The 20,851-nt window shown below is 74.1% G+C and carries 21 protein-coding genes; 13 read left to right on the plus strand and 8 right to left on the minus strand.

From position 1 onward, the window contains the following. Positions 1-399: 399 nt before the first annotated feature. Both Sdia_RS26650 and Sdia_RS26655 read right to left on the minus strand, forming a co-directional pair. A complete protein-coding gene (locus Sdia_RS26650; protein ID WP_115067992.1) occupies positions 400-1,746 on the minus strand; it encodes a DUF3152 domain-containing protein in 1,347 nt (448 codons plus the stop codon). A gap of 8 nt (positions 1,747-1,754) precedes the next feature. Further along, positions 1,755-2,804 (minus strand): alpha/beta fold hydrolase, encoded by a 1,050-nt coding sequence (locus Sdia_RS26655; protein ID WP_100454619.1) that lies wholly within the window; start codon positions 2,802-2,804, stop codon positions 1,755-1,757. 241 nt (positions 2,805-3,045) lie between these two features. On the opposite strand from Sdia_RS26655, the gene Sdia_RS26660 reads away from it, so the two are divergent. The 4 genes from Sdia_RS26660 to Sdia_RS26675 all read left to right on the plus strand — a co-directional run bounded on the left by Sdia_RS26660 (position 3,046) and on the right by Sdia_RS26675 (position 5,115). After that, the gene (locus Sdia_RS26660) at positions 3,046-3,279 is read left to right on the plus strand and encodes an Rv3202a family protein (RefSeq protein ID WP_100454618.1); all 234 of its coding nucleotides are present in this window, start codon (positions 3,046-3,048) and stop codon (positions 3,277-3,279) included. Positions 3,280-3,485: 206 nt separating this feature from the next. Then, a complete protein-coding gene (locus tag Sdia_RS26665; RefSeq protein ID WP_100455118.1) occupies positions 3,486-4,127 on the plus strand; it encodes a TetR/AcrR family transcriptional regulator in 642 nt (213 codons plus the stop codon). Between the two features lie 141 nt (positions 4,128-4,268). Continuing rightward, complete coding sequence (locus tag Sdia_RS26670; protein WP_181843955.1) at positions 4,269-4,499, plus strand: DUF3107 domain-containing protein; 231 nt, start codon at positions 4,269-4,271, stop codon at positions 4,497-4,499. Between the two features lie 340 nt (positions 4,500-4,839). Beyond that, a complete protein-coding gene (locus tag Sdia_RS26675; RefSeq protein ID WP_100454613.1) occupies positions 4,840-5,115 on the plus strand; it encodes a hypothetical protein in 276 nt (91 codons plus the stop codon). Between the two features lie 21 nt (positions 5,116-5,136). Here Sdia_RS26675 and Sdia_RS26680 read toward each other — a convergent pair whose 3' ends face one another. Continuing rightward, positions 5,137-5,868, minus strand: coding sequence for a ferritin-like fold-containing protein (locus Sdia_RS26680; protein ID WP_100454610.1), 732 nt, complete (start codon positions 5,866-5,868; stop codon positions 5,137-5,139). A 555-nt stretch (positions 5,869-6,423) separates the two neighbouring features. On the opposite strand from Sdia_RS26680, the gene Sdia_RS26685 reads away from it, so the two are divergent. Both Sdia_RS26685 and Sdia_RS26690 read left to right on the plus strand, forming a co-directional pair. Then, positions 6,424-8,358, plus strand: coding sequence for a DEAD/DEAH box helicase (locus Sdia_RS26685; protein WP_371874305.1), 1,935 nt, complete (start codon positions 6,424-6,426; stop codon positions 8,356-8,358). Between the two features lie 89 nt (positions 8,359-8,447). Beyond that, positions 8,448-9,314 carry an alpha/beta fold hydrolase gene (locus tag Sdia_RS26690; RefSeq protein ID WP_189499801.1) on the plus strand — a complete coding sequence of 289 codons (867 nt, stop codon included), beginning with the start codon at positions 8,448-8,450 and terminating at the stop codon, positions 9,312-9,314. Between the two features lie 12 nt (positions 9,315-9,326). On the opposite strand, the gene Sdia_RS26695 is transcribed toward Sdia_RS26690, so the two are convergent. Next, the gene (locus tag Sdia_RS26695; protein ID WP_100454606.1) at positions 9,327-10,232 is read right to left on the minus strand and encodes an NYN domain-containing protein; all 906 of its coding nucleotides are present in this window, start codon (positions 10,230-10,232) and stop codon (positions 9,327-9,329) included. A 327-nt stretch (positions 10,233-10,559) separates the two neighbouring features. Here Sdia_RS26695 and Sdia_RS26700 point away from each other — a divergent pair, with 327 nt between their 5' ends. Beyond that, positions 10,560-10,712 carry a DUF8834 family protein gene (locus tag Sdia_RS26700; protein WP_164495060.1) on the plus strand — a complete coding sequence of 51 codons (153 nt, stop codon included), beginning with the start codon at positions 10,560-10,562 and terminating at the stop codon, positions 10,710-10,712. 93 nt (positions 10,713-10,805) lie between these two features. Here the strand turns inward: Sdia_RS26700 and Sdia_RS26705 are convergent, their stop codons facing one another. Then, complete coding sequence (locus Sdia_RS26705; protein WP_100454604.1) at positions 10,806-11,411, minus strand: MarC family protein; 606 nt, start codon at positions 11,409-11,411, stop codon at positions 10,806-10,808. Positions 11,412-11,541: 130 nt separating this feature from the next. Next, positions 11,542-12,420, minus strand: a complete 879-nt coding sequence (locus tag Sdia_RS26710; protein ID WP_189400063.1) for a PHP domain-containing protein — start codon at positions 12,418-12,420, stop codon at positions 11,542-11,544. 232 nt (positions 12,421-12,652) lie between these two features. Here Sdia_RS26710 and Sdia_RS26715 point away from each other — a divergent pair, with 232 nt between their 5' ends. Next, positions 12,653-13,903, plus strand: a complete 1,251-nt coding sequence (locus tag Sdia_RS26715) for an MFS transporter (RefSeq protein ID WP_100454602.1) — start codon at positions 12,653-12,655, stop codon at positions 13,901-13,903. Between the two features lie 21 nt (positions 13,904-13,924). On the opposite strand, the gene Sdia_RS26720 is transcribed toward Sdia_RS26715, so the two are convergent. Further along, positions 13,925-14,542: a suppressor of fused domain protein gene (locus Sdia_RS26720; protein WP_100454600.1), complete on the minus strand. Its 618-nt coding sequence runs from the start codon at positions 14,540-14,542 to the stop codon at positions 13,925-13,927. A gap of 575 nt (positions 14,543-15,117) precedes the next feature. On the opposite strand from Sdia_RS26720, the gene Sdia_RS26725 reads away from it, so the two are divergent. The 3 genes from Sdia_RS26725 to Sdia_RS26735 all read left to right on the plus strand — a co-directional run bounded on the left by Sdia_RS26725 (position 15,118) and on the right by Sdia_RS26735 (position 17,832). Beyond that, positions 15,118-16,236, plus strand: a complete 1,119-nt coding sequence (locus tag Sdia_RS26725; RefSeq protein WP_100454598.1) for a magnesium and cobalt transport protein CorA — start codon at positions 15,118-15,120, stop codon at positions 16,234-16,236. Between the two features lie 70 nt (positions 16,237-16,306). Beyond that, positions 16,307-17,113: a class I SAM-dependent methyltransferase gene (locus Sdia_RS26730; protein ID WP_185393393.1), complete on the plus strand. Its 807-nt coding sequence runs from the start codon at positions 16,307-16,309 to the stop codon at positions 17,111-17,113. A gap of 188 nt (positions 17,114-17,301) precedes the next feature. Then, positions 17,302-17,832 carry a hypothetical protein gene (locus tag Sdia_RS26735; RefSeq protein ID WP_115067986.1) on the plus strand — a complete coding sequence of 177 codons (531 nt, stop codon included), beginning with the start codon at positions 17,302-17,304 and terminating at the stop codon, positions 17,830-17,832. Positions 17,833-17,854: 22 nt separating this feature from the next. Here Sdia_RS26735 and Sdia_RS26740 read toward each other — a convergent pair whose 3' ends face one another. After that, on the minus strand, positions 17,855-18,619 hold the full coding sequence (locus Sdia_RS26740; protein ID WP_181843954.1) for a hypothetical protein: 765 nt from the start codon (positions 18,617-18,619) through the stop codon (positions 17,855-17,857). Between the two features lie 280 nt (positions 18,620-18,899). Between Sdia_RS26740 and Sdia_RS26745 the strand changes: the two genes are divergently transcribed. Continuing rightward, on the plus strand, positions 18,900-20,171 hold the full coding sequence (locus Sdia_RS26745) for a magnesium transporter MgtE N-terminal domain-containing protein (protein WP_100454591.1): 1,272 nt from the start codon (positions 18,900-18,902) through the stop codon (positions 20,169-20,171). Further along, complete coding sequence (locus Sdia_RS26750) at positions 20,164-20,781, plus strand: DUF1003 domain-containing protein (RefSeq protein ID WP_100454590.1); 618 nt, start codon at positions 20,164-20,166, stop codon at positions 20,779-20,781. Before Sdia_RS26745 ends, Sdia_RS26750 begins: the two co-directional genes overlap by 8 nt. Positions 20,782-20,851 lie beyond the last annotated feature (70 nt).

A 20,851-nucleotide genomic window follows, 5' to 3' on the forward strand; every position in this document is an offset into this window, starting at 1 on the left:
CGACGCCGAGAGGCCGCCGCGGGGACGACGGGGGCACGGGCGGGGGCGGGGAGGGACACGACCGGTCGCCCGCGTGGCCGCACCGGGTGTGCGTGGCCGGTGTCATGGAGGTGCCCCGGGGCCGCACACCGGCGCTCGTCCGCGGGTGACGGCGGGCGGCCGGGAGCGGCGGTGGCGCCGTGACCCGGCTGGTGCCCGCCACGGGCGACGACCTGCGCTTCGGCCCGCAGCCCCTCGGCCCGCAGCTCAGCCCTTCGACCCGCAGCTCAGCCCTTCGGCCCGCAGCCCTTCGTGTCCTGGCCACCGGCTGCTCGGCCCGGCACCACCCCCGGCGGCCGGGTGCGCCGGAGCGCGCGCCCGCGAGCGGCGCGGACGAGCCCCAAGGGGGCGGCGGCCCGGTCAGTTCGGGTAGGCCCAGGGGTTGGCCTCGCAGGTGATGCCGTCCAGGGACAGGAACTTGGTCTGCTGCTGCATCACCGGCGCCAGGGCGCCGTCGCGGCTGCAGTTGACGTGGTTGAAGCCGAGCCGGTGGCCGATCTCGTGGTTGATCAGCATCTGCCGGTAGGCGTGCATGGCGTCACCGTAGGTCTCGGCGCCCTGCGCCCAGCGGTAGGCGTTGATCATGACCCGGTCGGTGGAGGCGGAGTCGCAGGAGACGTTGTCCACGGTGGTGTCCAGGCCGGACTTGGCGCACCATTCGGCGGTGGTGCCGGGACTGGCCAGGGTGATCACGAAGTCGGGCCGGCCGGTGGCGATCCGCTCGAAGGTGCGGGCGCCGTCGTGGGCCCAGCTGCGGTCGTCGTTGAGCGTCTTCCGCACGGCCTCGGCGAACAGCTCCGCGTCGAGGCCGAGCCCCTTCTCCACGTCGACGCGGTAGCGGAACAGCTGCCCCTTGCCCGGCGCCTTGTCGATGCCCGGTACGGCGGCGAAGTCGCCGTCGGCCGTCAGCTCGGGGTCGAGCGGCACCTTCTGGTCCATCAGCTGCGCGTAGGTGAGCCGCGCCGACTTCGGCGCGGGCGCCGGGGAGGCGGGCGTGGGGCGACCCTCGGAGCGCGAGGCGGTGCCCTCGGCCGCCCGGCCGGAGTTGTCGGAGGCGGACCGGGAATCGGCCCCGTCGTCCTGGCCGCCGAGCAGCTGCCCGCCGACGACCACCGCCAGCACGGTGACCACGGCGGCCGCGCCGACACCGGCGGCGGCCCAGCCGCGTCCGGGCCGGCGGCGGCCCGGCGCGGTGGGCTCGCCGCCGTCCGCACCACCGTCGCCGCCGTCTCGGCCATCCGCCTCGGAGACGGCCGCGGGCGGCTCCTCGGGCGGGAAGAAGCCGCCGGGGGCGTACGCGGTGGCGCCCGGAGCGCGCCCGCCGTGCTCCCCCGTCACCTGTACGGGGGACCTGCGGGGCGCTCCGGGCGCGAAGAGGTCCTCGTCCTCGAAGGCGTCCAGGTACTCCTGGCGCGGTCCGGGCATCTCCCGGCCGCCGGCCGCGTCAGGCGGTCCGTGCGGCGGGAGCCCCCAGCCTCCGCCGGGCTCGCGCTGCTCGGGATGGCCGTCGCCCCGGACACCCTTGGGGGCGAGCGGCGACGGAACCGGGCCGCGTCCGGGCGGCGTCCCCCGAGGCGCGCGACGCGCGGCCGCGTCGGGTGGCGGCTCGTCGGGCCGGTACTGCTCGGTGGCGCCGGTCTCGCCCGGCCTGGCCCGCGCCTGCGCGGCGGACCCGGCGGACGACGAGGGGCGGCGGTGACGTCCCACGCGCGGGTTCAGCTCCCCTGGGTCGGGTCGCCCGCACCGTCGGCGGGCAACGCTTCGTCTGCGGTCACGACGGACCCGGCGCTCCGGCGGGAGGCGGGCGGCAGGGTCTCCCCCGTGTCCGCGAGCAGCTCCCTGACGGCGGCCGCGACCTCGTCCGGATACTCCATCATGGCGACGTGTCCCGCGTCCGGCAGAGTCAGCAGCCGGGAACCCCGGAAGGCGACGGCCGCGCGGCGCGCCATCCGGTGGCCCACGAGCCGGTCGCGCCCGCCGTAGACGAGCAGCGTGGGCGCGAGCACCCGGCCGGCCTGGCGCCACAGGCCGTGCTGGCCGCCGAGGGTGTAGGCGTCGACGATGCCGCGGGCGGAGCGGACCATGGCGTCCCAGAAGTACGGCAGCGCCATCCGGCGCTCCATCTCCTCGACGGCGTTGCGGAACGCCTCGGGAGAGACCCGGGCCGGGTCTCCGTAGCAGAGGCCGAGGACGCCGCGGGTGCGCTGTTCGGCCGTCAGGTCACGGGCGGCGCGGGTCAGCAGGGCGCCCATGCCGGGCAGCGCCAGCAGGCCGGTGGGGACCGCGGAGCGCTGGATGCGCAGTTCGGGCAGGGCCGGGGAGACCAGGGTGAGGGTGCGCACCAGGTCGGGACGGGCGGCGGCGACGCGGGTGGAGACGGCGCCGCCGAGCGAGTTGCCGATGAGGTGGACCGGGCCGCGGCCGGCCGCGTCGAGGTGGCGGATGACGGCGCGGGCGTGGGCGGTGACGGAGTAGTCGCCGTCGTCCGGCGGCGGCGATTCGCCGAAGCCGGGCAGGTCCAGGGCCTCCCCGTCGACGGTGTCGGCCAGCAGCGGCATCAGGGCCGACCAGTTCTGCGAGGAGCCGCCGAGGCCGTGGACGTACAGGGCGGGGGGCAGGCCCTCACGAGACGGCGGGCACGAACGCACGGTCAGCGTGAGTCCGGGCAGGCCGACCTGGCGCAGCCGCTCCCCCTCCTCGACGCGGACGGCGCTCACCTTGGGCAGTACGGCACCGGTCACGTCGGGCAGGTCGGTCGAAGACATGCGGCAATGTTACGAGAGGATCACACCACCTTCGGCGTGTTCGGGATCACAGCGCGCGGGCGCGTTTCCGGGCGGCCGGCGGCGGTCACCCGCAGTGTGCGCACCGGCACCGGTGCCGCGTTCGCGGCGGCCCGGCCGGGTACGCGCACCGCCTCGCGTCCCCTGGCCGACTCTCCTACGCTCGGAAGGCGGGGGAGCCCTGGTGACGCGAGGCCCCGCACACGAGGAAAGGCGGCACCCCATGACGACCGACCCGACCGGTACCGGACCCGACCGGCCGACCCCGGCGACCGAGGACGACCCGTTGCTGCGGGCGCCCGAGGGGGACACGGCCGAGCAGCGGGAACCGGTGGACCCAGAGGACCCGGAGGGCATCGAGGAGTCCTTGGAGGACATCGACCCCGGCACCGCCAACGAGGCGGACGCGGTGGAGCAGCTCCTGGTGGTCGAGGAGGACGAGGACGACTACCGCTGAGCGGCCGGGGCCGGCCGGCAAGGCGGGACGACCCCGGCGGCTTCTTCACGTATGTCCGCTTCCGGTGGTATTCCGGCTGGCCACGGGCGGTTCCGGAAGCGCTCGCTCCGTGAAATTCTGCGCTCGCACCGCGCACGCCCCGGTTACCGAAAAGTACGATGGCCGACGCGGCGCACACCGCACACGCAACGATCATGGGAGGCGGCGTGACAGCCATCGAGCAGACAGAGGCAGCTCGTCCGCGGGGGACACGTCTGCCGCGCCGTGCCCGCAGGAACCAGCTGCTGGGCGCGGCCCAGGAGGTCTTCGTCGCACAGGGGTACCACGCGGCGGCCATGGACGACATCGCCGAGCGCGCCGGCGTCAGCAAGCCGGTGCTCTACCAGCACTTCCCCGGCAAGCTCGATCTTTACCTGGCCCTGCTCGACCAGCACTGCGAGGCGCTCCTCCAGGCCGTCCAGACGGCACTGTCGTCCACCACGGACAACAAGCTGCGGGTGGCCGCGACGATGGACGCGTACTTCGCGTACGTCGAGGACGAGGGCGGCGCCTTCCGGCTGGTCTTCGAGTCCGACCTGACCAACGAGGCGTCGGTGCGCGAGCGCGTCGACAAGGTGACGCTCCAGTGCGCGGAGGCGATCAGCGCCGTCATCGCGGAGGACACCGGGCTGCCCAAGGAGGAGTCGATGCTGCTGGCCGTGGGCCTCGGCGGCTTCTCGCAGGTGGTGGCACGGTACTGGCTCTCCAGCGCCAGCCCGGTCCCGCGCGACAAGGCGGTGCAGCTGCTCTCCTCGCTGGCCTGGCGGGGCATCGCCGGCTTCCCGAAACACAGCGAGCAGGGCGGCTGACCGGAGCCGGTCGCCGGGGATCCGCGCCCGCTGTTCGCTACCGGCGTTCGGCAGGGCGGACCGCCGCCCGGCACGACCGGGCTAATGTGGGCGCGAAGAGCGCACTTCGCGCACAACACCGACCCTCGGAGGGACATAGCCGTGGAGGTCAAGATCGGCGTGCAGCACGCGCCGCGCGAGATCGTTCTGGAGAGCGCGCAGACCGCCGAGGAGGTCGAGGGCTCCGTGACCGAGGCGCTCGCCGGCAAGGCGAAGCTGCTGTCCCTCACGGACGAGCACGGCCGCAAGGTCCTGGTCCCCGCGGACCGGATCGCCTACGTGGAGCTGGGCGAGCCGACCACCCGCCGGGTGGGCTTCAACGCCGCGCTGTAGGGCACCTGGACTCCCCCGGCCCGCCGGGAGCCGTCCAATCAGGCCGGAAGGGGCGCCTCCGTCACGGAGGCGCCCCTTCCGCGTGCCTGGGCGCACCCCGTGCCTTGCCGCGGTGCGCCTGCTCCGTACGGATGGCTCCTGAGCGGGGCGCCGGCCACGGGCCCGGTCCGGCCCCGCACGGCTCCTGGGCGCCGTGCGGCACCCAGGAGCCTCCCGGCCGGTGATTGCCGCCCGGACGGCACGGGTAGGACCGGTTACGACCGGTTCGCGGCGGACGGGCCGGCCACGGAGCCGCCCGCCGGCCGGCGGGGACGGACGCGGAGCCCAGTGAGGGGGACCAGTGATCGTGGAGACAGTCGGCGCCCTGGCCATCGGACTCGGCGTGGCGTGGCTCGCCCTGCGGCGGCTGCCGCACCGTCTCCCCGACCCCCGGCTGGTCGGCCCGACCGGCGCGGCCGGCGGTCTGCTCGGCGCCTTCGTCACGCACACCGCGCTCGGCGGCGCCCAGCCCCTGGCCGTCCTCGGCGGCGCGCTGGTGCTGGCGGCCACGCTGCTGTCACTGCTGGTGCGGCCCGCCGGACGGCGCCCGGCCGCCCGGCCCGCCCGGCCCGCCTGACCTGGACCTGGACGCGGTGGCTCAGGAGGCCAGACCGAGCGCTGCCATCCGCTTGGTGTGCGCCTCGGTGATCCGGGAGAACATCCGGCCCACCTCGGCGAGGTCGAAGCCGTCGGCGAGACCGCCGACGAGCATGGTGGAGAGGGCGTCGCGCTCGGCGACGACCCGCTGCGCCTGCGACAGCGCCTCTCCCATCAGCCGCCGCGCCCACAGCGCGAGCCGCCCGCCCACGCGGGGGTCCTCCTCGATGGCCGCCCGGACCTTGCCGACCGCGAACTCCGCGTGCCCGGTCTCGTCGAGCACCTCCATGACCAGGTCGCGGGTGTCGGTGTCGAGCCGGACGGCGACCTCCCGGTAGAAGTCGCTGGCGATGGCGTCCCCGACGTACGCCTTGACCAGGCCCTCCAGCCAGTCCGACGGCGCGGTCTGCCGGTGGAAGCCGTCGAGGGCGGCGGCGAAGGGGTCCATGGCCTCGGTCGGCTCGACGTCGATCGCGGCGAGGCGGTCGCGCAACTTCTCGAAGTGGTGGAACTCGGCGGACGCCATCTTCGCCAGCTCCGCCTTGTCGGCCACCGTGGGCGCCAGCTTGGCGTCCTCGGCGAGCCGCTCGAAGGCGGCCAGCTCACCGTAGGCGAGCGCGCCGAGCAGGTCGACGACGGCGGCCCGGTACGTGGGCTCGGCCGCGGCCGCCTCCCAGTCCTGGGCGGCGGTGCCCGTGGGCGTCTCGGCTGCGGGGGTTTCGGGCGTCTCCATCAGTCTCCTAGCGAACGGCCGCCGGCACGGGCCGGCTGCGGGAACGCGCTGTCCCCGGTCGGGTGGGTCGGTCACCGCGGGGACGCGGTGCGGGCTGGACCGCGCCCTCCGGGCCGGCGGCGCCCTCCTCCCGGCGGGCCGGGGAATGGTGCCGCAGGACCGCACAATAGCCCGGTGCCCCCGGGCCGACAGGAGCGGTCGCGGGCTGTGAGACGGGCTACGTCGTCAATTCGACCGACACGTATGCGCGAATCCGGGGTACAGTGGTAAAGCGCCTGTCGAATATTCGGCGGGCCGTACGAATGAGGATGCCCGGTCGGTGGCCCGATCGGCTCCGACCCGACAGCCCTCCGGCGCCGGACCGTGCGGTGATCAGCTCTGATCGCAGTCGCGCGGGCGACGTACGGCGGGACCCTCAGCGGCACGATCGCTCGAGCGTCGGCTGTGGTCCCGTGCCACCCGGCCCGCCCCTTCCGCGGCGGCGGCCGGCGGTAACGGCACGGTCAAGATCCCCGCGTTCGCCTCGTACCGCGTCTCACAGAAGAGGCCAGCGCCCTGACTACGTTTCGAGAACTCGGAATCCTCTCCGAGACCGCCGAGGCCCTAGAAGCCGTCGGCATCACCAATCCCTTTCCGATCCAGGAGCTGACGCTGCCGGTCGCCCTCTCGGGCACCGACGTCATCGGCCAGGCCAAGACCGGCACGGGCAAGACCCTCGGTTTCGGCCTCCCCCTGCTGGAGCGCGTCACCGTCGCCGCCGACGTGGAGGCGGGCCGGGCCAAGCCCGAGCAGCTCACCAACGCGCCGCAGGCCCTCGTCGTCGTCCCCACCCGCGAGCTGTGCCAGCAGGTGACCAACGACCTGCTCACCGCGGGCAAGGTCCGCGACGTCCGCGTCCTCGCCATATACGGCGGCCGCGCCTACGAGCCCCAGGTGGAGGCGCTCAACAAGGGCGTCGACGTCATCGTCGGCACCCCGGGCCGCCTGCTCGACCTGGCCGGCCAGCGCAAGCTCGACCTCGGGCACGTCAGGGCCCTCGTCCTGGACGAGGCCGACGAGATGCTCGACCTGGGCTTCCTGCCCGACGTCGAGCGCATCGTGACGATGCTGCCGGCCAAGCGCCAGACCATGCTGTTCTCGGCGACCATGCCGGGCGCGGTCATCGGCCTCGCCCGCCGGTACATGACGCAGCCCACGCACATCCGCGCCACCTCGCCGGACGACGAGGGCGCCACCGTCGCCAACATCGCCCAGCACGTCTTCCGTGCCCACTCCATGGACAAGCCGGAGCTGGTCTCCCGCATCCTCCAGGCCGAGGGCCGTGGGCTGGCGATGATCTTCTGCCGGACCAAGCGCACCGCCGCCGACATCGCCGAGCAGCTCCAGCGCCGTGGCTTCGCCTCCGGCGCGGTCCACGGCGACCTCGGCCAGGGCGCCCGCGAGCAGGCGCTGCGCGCCTTCCGCAACGGCAAGGTCGACGTCCTGGTCTGCACCGACGTGGCCGCCCGCGGCATCGACGTCGAGGGCGTGACGCACGTCATCAACTACCAGACGCCCGAGGACGAGAAGACCTACCTGCACCGGATCGGCCGCACCGGCCGCGCCGGGCGCACCGGCATCGCGATCACGCTGGTCGACTGGGACGACATCCCGCGCTGGCAGCTGATCAACAAGGCGCTCGAGCTGACCTTCAACGACCCGGTCGAGACGTACTCGACCTCCCCGCACCTCTACGAGGAGCTGCGCATCCCGCAGGGCACCAAGGGCACGCTGCCCCGTGCCGACCGCACCCGTGCCGGGCTGGCCGCCGAAGAGGTCGAGGACCTCGGCGAGACCGGTGGGCGGGGCGCCCGGGGTGGACGCGGGGACACGCGTCGCGGCAAGGGCGGCCGGTCCGAGGGGCGCGAGGAGCGCCAGGAGGAGCGGAGCGAGCCGGGCGAGCGTCCGGCCCGCCAGCCGCGCCGCCGCCGGACCCGCTCCGGTGAGCCCCTGGCCGCCGGCACCGCCGCCCCGGCGACGGCCGAGGCGACGGTCGCTCCGGAGCAGAGCGGGGCCCCGGCGAAGTCCGGGAGGACCACCGCCCCGGCCAAGGCCAAGGCCGGGAAGACCACCGCTCCCGCCGAGGCAGAGGAGGCGGTGGCCGCCTCGGAGAGCGCGGAGACCCTGACCGAGGCGCACGCCCCGCGGCGGCGCCGCCGGACCCGGCCCGTGCGGGAGCAGGAGCCGCTCGCCTTCCAGACCGTCGAGAGCGCGGCGGCGGCCGCGGCCGGCGCCTCCTCCGAGGAGGAGGGCACGACGGCCGCGGCCACCCCGCGCCGCCGCACCCGCAAGGCGGCCACCGCGGCGGCCGACGCGGAGATCCCCGCGCAGAGCCCCGCCGGCGAGCAGGCGGTGGAGAGCGCCGGGGCCGCCCCGGCGAAGCCGCGTCGCCGTACCCGTCGGCCCGCGGCGGCCAAGGCCGCGCAGGCCGCTCCGGCGGAAGCCGAGTAACCGGCGCACGCGACCGGCCCGACGGCCCGGCTCCCCTTCGGGGGGCCGGGCCGTCGGCATGGGAGCCGCGGGAAGCTAGCCTGCGGGACATGAGTAAGCCGCCCACCTTCGTCCCGCCCGCCTGCGCCCGCGCCGAGAGGCTCGTCACGGAGCGCGGGGAGTTCGCCGTACTGGACGCGCGCCCTGCGGGGGCGGTGCGGGGCACGGCTTTGCTGCTGCCCGGGTACACCGGCAGCAAGGAGGACTTCATCGCGCTGCTGGAACCGCTGGCCGAGGCGGGGTTCCGGGTGGTCGCGGTGGACGGGCGGGGGCAGTACGAGACGGCCGGACCCGAGGACGAGGCGGCGTACGCGCGGGCGGAGCTGGCCCGGGACGTGCTGGCGCAGGCGGCGGCGGTGCGCGGGCCGGGCAGGGTGCACCTGCTGGGGCACTCGCTGGGCGGGCAGATCGCGCGGGCGGCGGTGCTGCGGGACGCCGAGCCGTTCTGCTCGCTGACGCTGCTGTCCTCCGGACCCGCCGAGGTGTCCGAGGAGCAGCGGCAGCGCATCGAGCTGCTGACGGCGGCGATGGCCGCGATGGACATGGGGCAGGTCTGGGACGCGATGCAGGCGCTGACCACCCCGGAGGACCTGGCCGAGCCGGACGAGGACGAGGTGCGGGCCGAGGCGGCGCTGCGCGCCCGCTGGCTGGGGCACTCCCCCGCGCAGCTCACCGCGACCGGCCGCCAGCTGCGGACCGAGCCGGACCTGGTGGCGGAGCTGGCCGCGTGCGGGGTGCCGGTCCAGGTGGTCTCGGGCGAGCGCGACGACACCTGGCCGGTGGAGCTGTTGGACGACATGGCCCGTCGGCTGACGGCGGCCCGTGTGGTGGTCCCGGGCGCCGAGCACTCCCCCAACACCGACAACCCGGCGGACACGGCACGCGCCCTGGCCGGATTCTGGGCCGCCCACGGGTAGCGGCCGGGTGGCTCAGTACTGCGTGCGCAGGTGGTCCCAGAAGCCGTCGCGCAGGGCGCGGCGCAGGTCTGACTGGCCGCGCAGCGAGTACGCGAGCTGGCGTTCGGCCTCGACGAGCAGGGCCTGGTCGTCGGCGGCGGGCAGGTAGGGATGGCCCGGGAGCAGGTCGATCAGGGCGGTGCGGCCTCGTTCGGCGAGCCACTGGGCGGCGACGCGGGCGCCGGTGAAGCGCACGTCGTCGCGGGTGGGGCGCACGGTGCCGGTGGCGTCGTACGAGGGAGTGGTGGCGCGGCGCGTCAGGTACGGCTGGAAGAAGGCGAGGTCGAGGGTGCGCTGGGTGTCGACCTCCCACAGGAGCGGGTCGGCCTGGTTGCGGCCCTCGGGAGCCTCGATGCCCCACAGGTGGACGCGGGCGCCGTGTCCCTGGGCCGACTCGACGGCGGAGACCAGGTCCTCGTCACCCCCGAGGAGGACGGCGTCGCTGAGGGCGCGGTGGCGGGCGAGGGATTCGAGGTCACCGCGGATGAGGGAGTCGACGCCCTTCTGCTGGTTGTTGGCGTTGAGGTTGCCGAGGCGCACCTTGACGTCGGGCAGGGCGGCGATGGCGAGTTGCTCGGCGGTGTGGATGCGGCGGCGGGCACCGTCGTACCAGTAGACGCGCAGCAGCCGGCTGTCGGCGAAGATCTGGCGGGCCCGGTCGATGAGGGCGTCGATGAGCCCCTCGGCGTCGAGGTCGAAGGCGCCGCGCTCCTCGGTACCGGTGACCAGGCGTCCGGCGGCGGCGTAGAGGTATCCGGCGTCGACGAAGACGGCGTGGGTGGAGGGGGTCTTCGCCACCTCCACCAGCATGCGTTCCAGGAGTTCGTTGGTGCGGTCGATGCGGGCGTGGAGCGCGGTCAGGTCGTCGTCGTTCAGCACCGGTCCATTGTCGCCGCCGGGGGCGCCGGGCCTCCCGGGGGGACGCCCGGCGCCCCGGTGCGCACCCGTCAGTAATTAGATACGCGAAGATTTTCGTTAGCGTAGGGAATGTTCTCCCGGCCCCTGTCGTTGAACGACTCGGAGCCCTGCCCCGCGAGGTGCCCCGTGCCCCGCGCACCCGGTGCCGCCCGCGAGGTCGGCGGGCTCCGTCAGCACCTCAGTCTCGACCGTCCGGCAATGCCGCGGCACCGGAACAGGTCAAGACTGATGTCCCGCACCACGCGTTCCCCGGCGCCCCGGCCGGAGGACCGACGAAGGGAGAAGCATTTGCGCTTCGAGATCATGCGACTCGACGACATCGACGGCACGGCGCTGGAGAGCACCGTGGTGGACGCCGACTCCGTGAACCGCATCGTGCAGCAGGCCGCCGCGATCGGCCAGCGCCTCTACATCCGCCCGGCGGACACCTCCGCCTCGTAGCACCGCGCCGCGCCCGCCCCCGGGCACGTACGCGGACGGAAGCCTCCGCACCGGATCCACCGGTGCGGAGGCTTTCGCGTGGGCGGACCCCCGTCAGGCGCCCTGGACGACCTGGGTGACGCCGTTGATGATCTGCTGCACCGCGAGGGCGGACAGCATCATGCCCGCCAGCCGGGTCACCAGGACCACACCGCCGTCCTTGATGACGCGGATGATCAGCAGGGAGTACCGCATCGTCAGCCAGAGCACCACGTGCATGGCGACGATGGCCGCCCAGACGGAGATCTGCCCCGAGGCGCCGTCGGCGTCCTGGACGGCGAGGATCACCGAGACGATGGCACCCGGCCCGGCCAGCAGCGGCATTCCGAGGGGGACGAGGGCGACGTTGACGTCCTTGGTCTGCTGCGGCTCCTCGGTCTTGCCGGTGAGCAGGTCGAGCGCGATGAGCAGGAGCAGAAGGCCGCCGGCGATCATCAGCGCCGGTACCGAGACGTGCAGGTAGGCGAGGATCTGGTGGCCCAGCACGCCGAAGACGGCGATGACGCCGAAGGCGACGCAGACGGCCTGGAAGGCCATCTTCCGCTGCACCTTGGCGGGGCGTCCCGCGGTGAGCGCCAGGAAGATCGGCATGATCCCCGGCGGGTCCATGATCACGAAGAGGGTGACGAAGAGGGAGGCGAATACGGCGACGTCGAACACGGTGGGGCCTTGACTTGCTCGGGGGCGGGCACGACGGCACGGTGAGGCCGCCGCGGGTCCGCGGAGGGTCGTACGGATGTAGGGGGCGCGCTGGGCGCCGGGAGGTGCGGGGCGGCCTGCGGCCGGCCGGTCAGGTGCGGGGGGATCCACCCGCACCCGGGACCGGGAACGCCCCGGTGGCCCGGCGGGTGATCTCCCCGTAGATCTCGGGGTCGGTGGTGTGGGCGCCGAGGGCGATGTCCTTGCGGGTGCCGTGGTAGTCGCTGGAGCCGGTGACGAGCAGGCCGAGATCGGCGGCGAGGGCGCGCACCCGGGCGCGGCCGGCCGCGTCGTGCTCCGCGTGGTCGGCCTCCACGCCGTCGAGGCCGGCCTCGGCGAGTCGGGCGACGGCCTCCTCGGGCACCACGCGGCCGCGCTTGGCGGCGAAGGGGTGGGCCAGGACCGTGACGCCGCCGGCCGCCTTGACCAGGCGGACGGCCTCGAAGGGGTCCAGCTCGTACTTGGGGGCGTACGCCCGGCCGCCGTCGGCCAGCCACTCCTCGGTGAACGCGGCCGAGACGGAGTCGACCACGCCCAGCTCGACCAGGGCCTCGGCGAGGTGCGGGCGGCCGACCGAGCCGTCGCCGGCGATGCGGGCGACCTGTTCCCAGGTCACGTCGACGCCGAGGGCGCGGAGTCTGCCGACCATGGCGCGGGCGCGCGGGACGCGGTCGTCGCGGACCAGCTCGCGCCGGCGCAGCAGCTCCGGCTCGGCCGGATCGAAGAGGTAGGCCAGCATGTGCACGCCGACGGGGCCCTCGGGCCCGGTGAGGCGGCAGGAGAGTTCGGCGCCCGGGACCAGGGTGAGCTTCTCGGGGAGCGCGGCCGCCGCCTCGGCGTGGCCGCGCGTCGTGTCGTGGTCGGTGAGGGCGACGACGTCCAGTCCTTGCGCGGCCGCCGCGCGGACGAGGGCCGCGGGGGTGTCCGTACCGTCCGACGCCGTGGAGTGGGTGTGCAGATCGATACGCACGACGCGGTACTCCAGACGTGGGGGGGGCGGGCACTTTCTGCGGGCCGCGCGTACGGGCCCGTTGAAGAGGATAACGGGACGCGCCGGGGCAAGCCGACACGCCGAGCCGCCGGCCGGGGAGGCGTGGGCGACTGCTTCGCCACACCAAACTAGGTGCATCTTGCACTAATTAGCTTATCTAACTTAACGTGGCCGTACCTCACCCCCGGACCGAAGCAGAAGGAGTGTCCACATGCGGAGCAGGACCTCGGCCCCAGATCCCCTCACCGCCGGCGCGGAACGCCCCTCGCTGCTGCGTCAGCCCATGGCTGTCTGGGCCACGGCCGGCGCCTCGGTGGTCGCCTTCATGGGGATCGGGCTCGTCGACCCGATCCTCCCCTCGATAGCCCGCGGGCTGGACGCCGACGCCTCCCAGGTGTCCCTGCTGTTCACCTCGTACTTCCTGATCACCGCCGTGGCGATGCTGGTCACCGGCTTCGTCTCCAGCCGGATCGGCGGCCGGAGGACCCTGCTGCTCGGTCTCGCGCTGGTCGTGGTCTTCGCCGCGCTCTCCGGCACCTCCGGCTCGGTCGGCGAGCTGGTCGGCTTCCGGGCCGGCTGGGGCCTGGGCAACGCCCTCTTCGTCTCGACCTCGCTCGCCGTCATCGTCGGCGCGGCGGCCGGCGGCAGCGCCGCGGCGATCCTGCTCTACGAGTCGGCGCTCGGCCTCGGCATGGCCTGCGGTCCACTGCTCGGTGCCGTCCTCGGCGACGCGAGCTGGCGCTACCCGTTCTTCGGCACGGCCGCGCTGATGGCCGTCGGCTTCCTCGCCATCACCGCCCTGTTGAAGGAACAGCCGAAGCCCGCCCGCAGGACGAGCCTGCTGGACCCGCTGAAGGCGCTGGGCCACGGCGGCCTCGCCTCGGTCGCCGCCTCGGCGTTCTTCTACAACTACACGTTCTTCACGGTGCTGGCCTTCACCCCGTTCGTGCTGAACATGACGCCGTACAGGTCCGGCGCCGTCTTCTTCGCCTGGGGTCTGCTGCTCGCCGTCTTCTCGGTGCTGGTCGCACCGCGCCTCCAGCGGCGGTTCGGCTCGCTGAAGGTGCTGGGCGGCTCCCTGCTGCTGCTCGCGGTGGACGTGCTGGTCCTCGGCTACGGCGACCACACCGCGGCCGTCGCCTGCACCGTCCTGACCGGCGCCTTCATCGGCGTCAACAACACCGTCTACACCGAGCTGGCGCTGGGCGTCTCGGACGCGCCCCGGCCGGTGGCGAGCGCCGGGTACAACTTCGTGCGCTGGTTCGCGGCGGCGGCCGCCCCGTTCCTCGCCCCGAAGATCGCGGAGTGGACCGACCCGCACGTCCCGTTCGTGGTCGCGGCGGTCACCGCCGTCCTCGGCGCGGGCGTCGTACGGGTACGGCGCCGCTCGCTCGCCGAGGAGGCCGTGGAGGAGCAGCCGCGCCACGCCGTGGAGGACGGGGTCGCCGCCTTCGCCGAGTGACCGCGGGCGCCCGGGCCGGCCTCAGTCCAGCGGCACCGAGTTCCGGTGCGGGTCGCGCAGGTCGGTCTCGTGGGTGAGCCAGCGCTCCTGGAGGGCCTGCGCACCGTGCACCCGCTTCCAGGCGGCCTCGTTGGGCGTCATCGGCAGCAGCGGCAGGAAGCGGACCGGTTCCATCGGGGCGTCCAGCTCCAGGTCCTCGACCAGCCCGCCGGGCTCGGCGACCAGGACGGAGCTGAAGGGCGCCCCCGGCCAGAGCGGCTCACCCACGTCCAGCGAGGCGCCGGGGGTCACGATCACCCCTTCCACCTGCGGGGAGGCGGCCAGCACCGCCAGCGGGCGGAGCACCTTGTCGGTGTCGGCGAGCCCGGCGGCCACCGTGAGCACCAGTTCCGCGCGGGGTCCCTTGACGGGGTCGGCGAGGGTCGCCGTGGGGTCGGCCATCGGCTGGGCGGACATGCCGAGGGTGGCGTACCGCACCAGCGGCCGGTCGGCCGCGGTGGCGGGTCCGGAGGCACCCGCGTCGAGGAAGCGCAGCACCTCGACGCGGTCGGTGCCGAGGAAGGTGATCGCGGCGCGGGCGTCCGGCTCGCCGAGCGCGCTGCGCAGCCGGGCCTCGACCAGCGGGAGTACATCAGCCATGCCGTGACCTTAACCGGCGCCCGGGCGCGCTTCCGGGGGCGGGCGGAGTGCGGGGCGGCGGGGCGGGTACGGCCGGGTGGCGCAACCGCGTACGTGGCGCGGGCCACAGGTGTGAAGTGCCGCGTATGGAACGGGCAAAGTGGGGACTTGACACCGTGAGCTGCTGCTAGTCTGGCCGCCGGTCAGGGCAGCGCGCAGAGCGTGCTTTCTCGCCCGACATCGTCATCCCTCAAGGGGGACCGGCCGGAGGAGGTGGGGCTGCCATGGATCGAAGTCGACCGTGCAGTACGACCCGCCCTTCCTCCGGCGGCAACGTCGCCGCCGCCAGCTGCTCTCCGCGGAACCGAAGCTGAACCACCCGGGCCAGGCCCGGTCAAACCTCTCGGCTTTCCCTCCGCGCGGCTCGACGGAAGGGCTCAGGCACCAAGCCCGTTCCCCCCCCCGTTCAGCCGCGTTGGCCGCCAGTACGCCGGTGCGGTGCTCCCCGCTTTGCGGATGAGCCGGCCGACCTGGTCCGGACGTCCCCATTCCGGGTAGTTCCACCCGGCGGCGGCCCCGTCGCAAGGAGCCAGCCCATGTCGATGATCCGTGACCTGCGCGCCGCCGTCCGGCCCTCGCTGCGCAAGGCCAGTCCGTCCGGCGCCGCCTACGACGCCACCCGCTCCGCCTCCGCCCACTCCGCGGTGGTGGACTGCGCCGTCTACCGGGACGGGCGGCGCCTCGTCCACGAGGAGCCGCTCACCCCGCACGAGGCGATGCTGCGGGTCCGCCGCGGCGGCGGCTTCGCCTGGATCGGCCTGCACGAGCCGACCGAGGAGGAGTTCGCCGGTATCGCCGCCGAGTTCGGGCTGCACCCGCTCGCGGTCGAGGACGCCGTCCACGCCCACCAACGGCCCAAGCTGGAGCGGTACGACGACACCCTGTTCACCGTCTTCAAGACCATCCACTACGTCGACCACGCCGAACTCACCGCGACCAGCGAGGTGGTGGAGACCGGTGAGGTGATGTGCTTCACCGGCCGGGACTTCTTCATCACCGTCCGGCACGGCGGCCAGGGCTCGCTGCGGGCGCTGCGCCGCCGCCTCCAGGAGGACCCGGAGCTGCTGGCGAAGGGCCCCTCGGCGGTGCTGCACGCCATAGCGGACCACATCGTCGACGGCTACCTCGCGGTGGCCGACGCGATGCAGGACGACATCGACGAGGTGGAGACGGAGGTCTTCACGGCGCCGGCGGGCAAGGGTGCCTCGCGCGGTGTCGACGCCGGACGCATCTACCAGCTCAAGCGCGAGGTGCTGGAGTTCAAGCGGGCGGTGGCGCCGCTGTCGCGGCCGCTCCAGCTGCTCAGCGAGCGGCCTATGAGGCTGATCGACCCGGACATCCAGAAGTACTTCCGCGACGTCGCGGACCACCTCACCCGGGTCCAGGAGCACGTCCTCGGCTTCGACGAGCTGCTGAACTCGATCCTCCAGGCCAACCTGGCGCAGGCCACCCTCGCCCAGAACGCCGACATGCGGAAGATCACCTCCTGGGCGGCGATCATCGCCGTGCCCACGATGATCTGCGGCGTCTACGGCATGAACTTCGAGAACATGCCCGAGGTGAAGTGGAGGTTCGGCTATCCGCTGGTCCTCGGCGTGATCTTCGGATCCTGTGTCGCCATCCACCGCACGCTGAAGCGCAACGGCTGGCTCTGAGCGGGGCGTACCGGGCCCGGGACCACGGAAAGCGGTGGTCCCGGGCCCGGTACGCGGCCATCATGGCCCGATGCCCTCCACCCCGCCCCCGGTCCCCGGCCCCCTCCCCCGCTCCGCCGCCTTCGACGCGCTGGTCGCCGAGGGCGGGGCCGTCGGCACCGAGGGCTGGGACTTCTCCTGGTTCGAGGGGCGGGCGACCGAGGAGCGCCCCTCCTGGGGCTACCAGCGGCTGCTGACCGCACGGCTGGCCGACCCGGCCGTCGGCGCCGCCCTCGACCTCCAGACCGGTGGCGGCGAGGTCCTCGCCGGAGCCGGCCCCTACCCGCCCGCCATGGCCGCGACGGAGTCCTGGCCCCCGAACCTGGCCCGCGCCACCCGGCTGCTCCGCCCGCGCGGTGTGGTGGTCGTCGCCGGCCCCGAGGAGCCCCCGCTGCCCTTCGCCGACGGCGCCTTCGACCTGGTCACCAGCCGCCACCCGGCCACGGTGTGGTGGACGGAGATCGCCCGGGTGCTGGCGCCGGGTGGCGCCTACTTCGCCCAGCACGTCGGCCCGGAGACCGTCTTCGAGCTGAGCGAGTTCTTCCTCGGCCCGCTCGGTCGCGAGGTGCGCCGGCTGCGCCACCCCGAGGTCGAACGGGACCAGGCCGAGCGGGCCGGGCTGGAGATCGCCGACCAGCGCACCGAGCGGCTGCGGATGGAGTTCCACGACGTCGGCGCCGTCGTCCACTTCCTGCGCAAGGTGGTGTGGACGGTGCCGGGCTTCACCGTCGAGGCGTACCGCGACCGGCTGCGCGCCCTGCACGAACGGATCACCGCCGAGGGCCCCTTCGTCGCCCACTCCACCCGCACCCTGGTCGAGGCCCGCCGCCCCTTCTGATCCGGGTGGTTCCGGGGCCGGCCGGCGCACCCGTGCGAGAGCGGCGGTGGTCGGCGCGTGCTCCCGACGCGCCGGACGAAGGTCCTCGGCCGGCCTCCCGCTCGCGGACGAAGCGGAGAGCCGGGGGCGCGTGCCGGGCGCCCTGGGCGCCGTGCGGGACCTGTCGGAAGCCCCCTAGGCTTACCGGCATGACGCGGACGACGCTGCTGGAGCGGGCCCTCATCGAGGAGGCCACCAAGAAGTCGGGGCTCATCTGGGTCCAGGGCGGAGCCGGGGGCCCCCGGCCGGTGTGGCACGCGTGGCTGGACGGCGCCGCGGTACTGGTCGGTGACGGCCCGGGCGAGCAGCCGCTGCCCGGGCTGGCGGACGGCGGCGAGGCGTCGGTGACGGTCCGCAGCAAGGACAAGGGCGGGCGCCTGCTGACCTGGCGGGCCGAGGTCGCCGAGCTGGCACCGGGGAGCGAGGCGTGGGAGGCGGCGGCCGCCGAGCTGAAGGGCAAGCGGCTCAACGCGCCCGACAGCGACCGCCTCACCGGACGCTGGGCCGCCGAGTGCCGGGTGGTGCGGCTCGCCCCGACCGGGGACCTCGACCCGCTCCCGGACTCCAGCCTGGCCGAGCCCCCGGCCGCCACTCCGGCGACCACCCGGGACGCGGTCCCGGCCGCGCTGCCCAGGCTGCTGTTCGGGCTGGGGCGGCGGAAGGCCCGCGGGGAGGGCTGAAGCGGCCGCCCGCGCCGGGGCGTCAGTCGGTGGGGAGTTCGCGGCCGTAGTCGACCATCTCGTCCTCGGCCGGGGCCTTGAGCGTGAAGGTCTTGTTCCAGTCGCTCATGCGCAGGGCGCCCGCGTCCCCGGCCCGGGTCAGGCGCAGCGGGTAGGCGGTGCCCTCCAGCGAGACGTCCAGGGTGCCGCCGGCGCCGCCGTCGCCGGAGACCGCGACGGTGCGGGTGCCGCCGACGCTGCCGCGACTGCCGGTGGCGACCTTGCCGTGCAGGGTGAGCAGCCCCTCCAGCAGGACGTCCTTGTCGGTGAAGGTGGTCAGCTGCTTGTAGGCGGGGTCGCCCTCGGGGACCTTGACGAACATGCCGTCCAGTTTGTCGGCGGCCTCGGAGTCCGCCTCGCTCGGCTTGCCGTCGCCCTGGTCGTGGGTCCAGAAGGCGGCCTTGGCCTTGAGGAAGAGCTGCTCGCCCACCCGCATGAGCTGGAACTCGCCGTTCTTCGAGGTGACCTTGCCGAGGCCGCCGTCCTCCTTCAGCCGCATGTCGAGCTTGAAGGTCTCGCCCTCGCTGATCAGGGAGCCGGTGAGACGGACGGTGGCGGAGGCGGCGGCCGCCTTCTTGGCCTTGGCGTGGATCCGGGTGGCGGAGAGCTTGCCGACACCGTTGGTGCCCTCGTCGGGGTCGGGCGAGGAGCAGCCGGTGAGCACGGTGATCCCGGCGAGCAGCCCGGCGCACAGGGCCGTCGTCCGCGGCGCGGCCTTGCGGGCACGGCCCAGGGAAATCACAGTCACGTCGGTCGCTGCCTCTCGTCGGTGGGCGTCGGGGTCGGCCGGGCGCGGCGGGTCCGGCCGGATGCCGTACGCGGCAGTACGGCAGCGTACCCGGGGTCACAGCCGCCGTCCGGAGCTCCCCCTTCCGCGGTCCGCCGGGGCCGCGCGCGGCACCTGCCCCACGGGCCGGACGGGCCTGCGGGCCGGGCGGCGGGGTTCCGGACGGGCTAGCCTGATTTCGTTCCCGATCTTGGGGAACGCGCGGTAGGTACCGGTCCCCGAGGAGGAGGTGGCGCGGCCCATGGCGGGAGGCACTCCGAGGATCTTCGTCTCGCACCTGTCCGGTGTCGCCGTCTTCGACCCCAACGGCGACCAGGTCGGCCGGGTGCGGGACCTGGTGGCGATGTTGCGGGTGGGGCGCAGGCCGCCGAGGCTGCTCGGGCTGGTGGTGGAGGTGGCGACGCGCCGCCGCATCTTCCTGCCCATCACCCGCGTCACCGGCATCGAGTCCGGCCAGGTCATCACCACCGGCGTGCTCAACGTGCGCCGGTTCGAGCAGCGGCCCACCGAGCGGCTGGTCATCGGGGAACTGCTCGACCGGCGGGTGCGGCTCCTGGAGACCGGCGAGGAGGCCACCGTCCTCGACGTGGCGATCCGCCAGTTGCCGGCCCGGCGCGACTGGGAGATCGACCGGGTCTTCGTCCGCAAGGGGCGCGGTGGCGCGCTGCGGCGGCGCGGAGAGACGCTGACGGTCGAGTGGTCGGCGGTCACCGGTTTCTCGCTGGAGGAGGAGGGCCAGGGCGCGGAGAGCCTGCTGGCCACCTTCGAGCAGCTGCGCCCGGCCGACCTCGCCAACGTCCTGCACCACCTGACGCCCAAGCGCCGTGCGGAGGTGGCGGCGGCACTCCAGGACGACCGGCTCGCCGACGTGCTGGAGGAGCTGCCGGAGGACGACCAGATCGAGATTCTCGGGAAGCTGAAGGAGGAACGGGCCGCCGACGTCCTGGAGGCGATGGACCCGGACGACGCGGCGGACCTGCTGGCGGAGCTGCCGGAGGAGGAGAAGGAGCGGCTGCTCACCCTGATGCGGCCGAGCGACGCGGCCGACGTGCGGCGGCTGATGTCGTACGAGGAGCGGACGGCGGGCGGTCTGATGACGACCGAGCCGGTGGTGGTGCGGCCCGACTCGACGGTGGCGGACGCGCTGGCCCGGGTGCGCAACCCCGACCTCTCGCCGGCGCTGGCCGCCCAGGTCTACGTCTGCCGCCCGCCCGACCAGACGCCGACCGGCAAGTACCTGGGCACGGTGCACTTCCAGCGGTTGCTGCGCGATCCGCCGTACACGCTGGTCAGCGCCATGCTCGACGACGACCTCCAGCCGCTGTCGCCGGACACGCCGCTGCGCGCGGTGGCCGGGTTCTTCGCGACGTACGACATCGTGGCGGCGGCCGTGGTGGACGAGAGCGGGTCGCTGCTGGGCGCGGTGACGGTGGACGACGTCCTGGACCACCTGCTGCCGGACGACTGGCGCGAGACGGAGTTCCTGCTGTCGGGGGAGGCGAACGATGAGTGAGCGGGGCAAGGAGACGCGGGAGGCGAGGGAGGCGCGGGAGAGCCGGGAGCGCGAGCGCCGGGTGAACGAGTCGGCACGCCCCCGCATCCGCCTCGACGTGCCGCGCGCACCGCGCCGCCGGGTGCTGCCGGAGTACGACCCGGACGCGTTCGGGCGGCTCTCCGAGCGGATCGCGCGGTTCCTGGGGACGGGCCGGTTCATCGTCTGGATGACGGTGATCATCATCATGTGGGTGGTGTGGAACGTCTCCGCCCCCGACTCGGTGCGCTTCGACGAGTACCCGTTCATCTTCCTGACCCTGGCCCTCTCCCTCCAGGCGTCGTACGCGGCGCCGCTGATCCTGCTGGCGCAGAACCGGCAGGACGACCGGGACAAGGTCAATCTGGAGCAGGACCGCAAGCAGAACGAACGGTCGATCGCGGACACCGAGTTCCTGAGCCGCGAGGTCGCGGCGCTGCGGCAGAACCTCGGCGAGGTGGCCACCCGGGACTGGATCCGCTCCGAGCTCCAGGACCTGCTGCGCGAGCTGGACGAGCGGGGCCGCCCGGCCGAGGAGGGCGCGGGCCACGGGGAGAACCGTTCCGGCGAGGGCGGCGCGACCGGCTCCTGAGCGGCGTGACGCATCAGACAGCCGGGCCCGGCGCCCGGCGGTGACCGGGGGCCCCGCCTCTACTGACCAG

The organism is Streptomyces diastaticus subsp. diastaticus, assembly GCF_011170125.1.
Taxonomy (GTDB): Bacteria; Actinomycetota; Actinomycetes; order Streptomycetales; family Streptomycetaceae; genus Streptomyces; species Streptomyces diastaticus.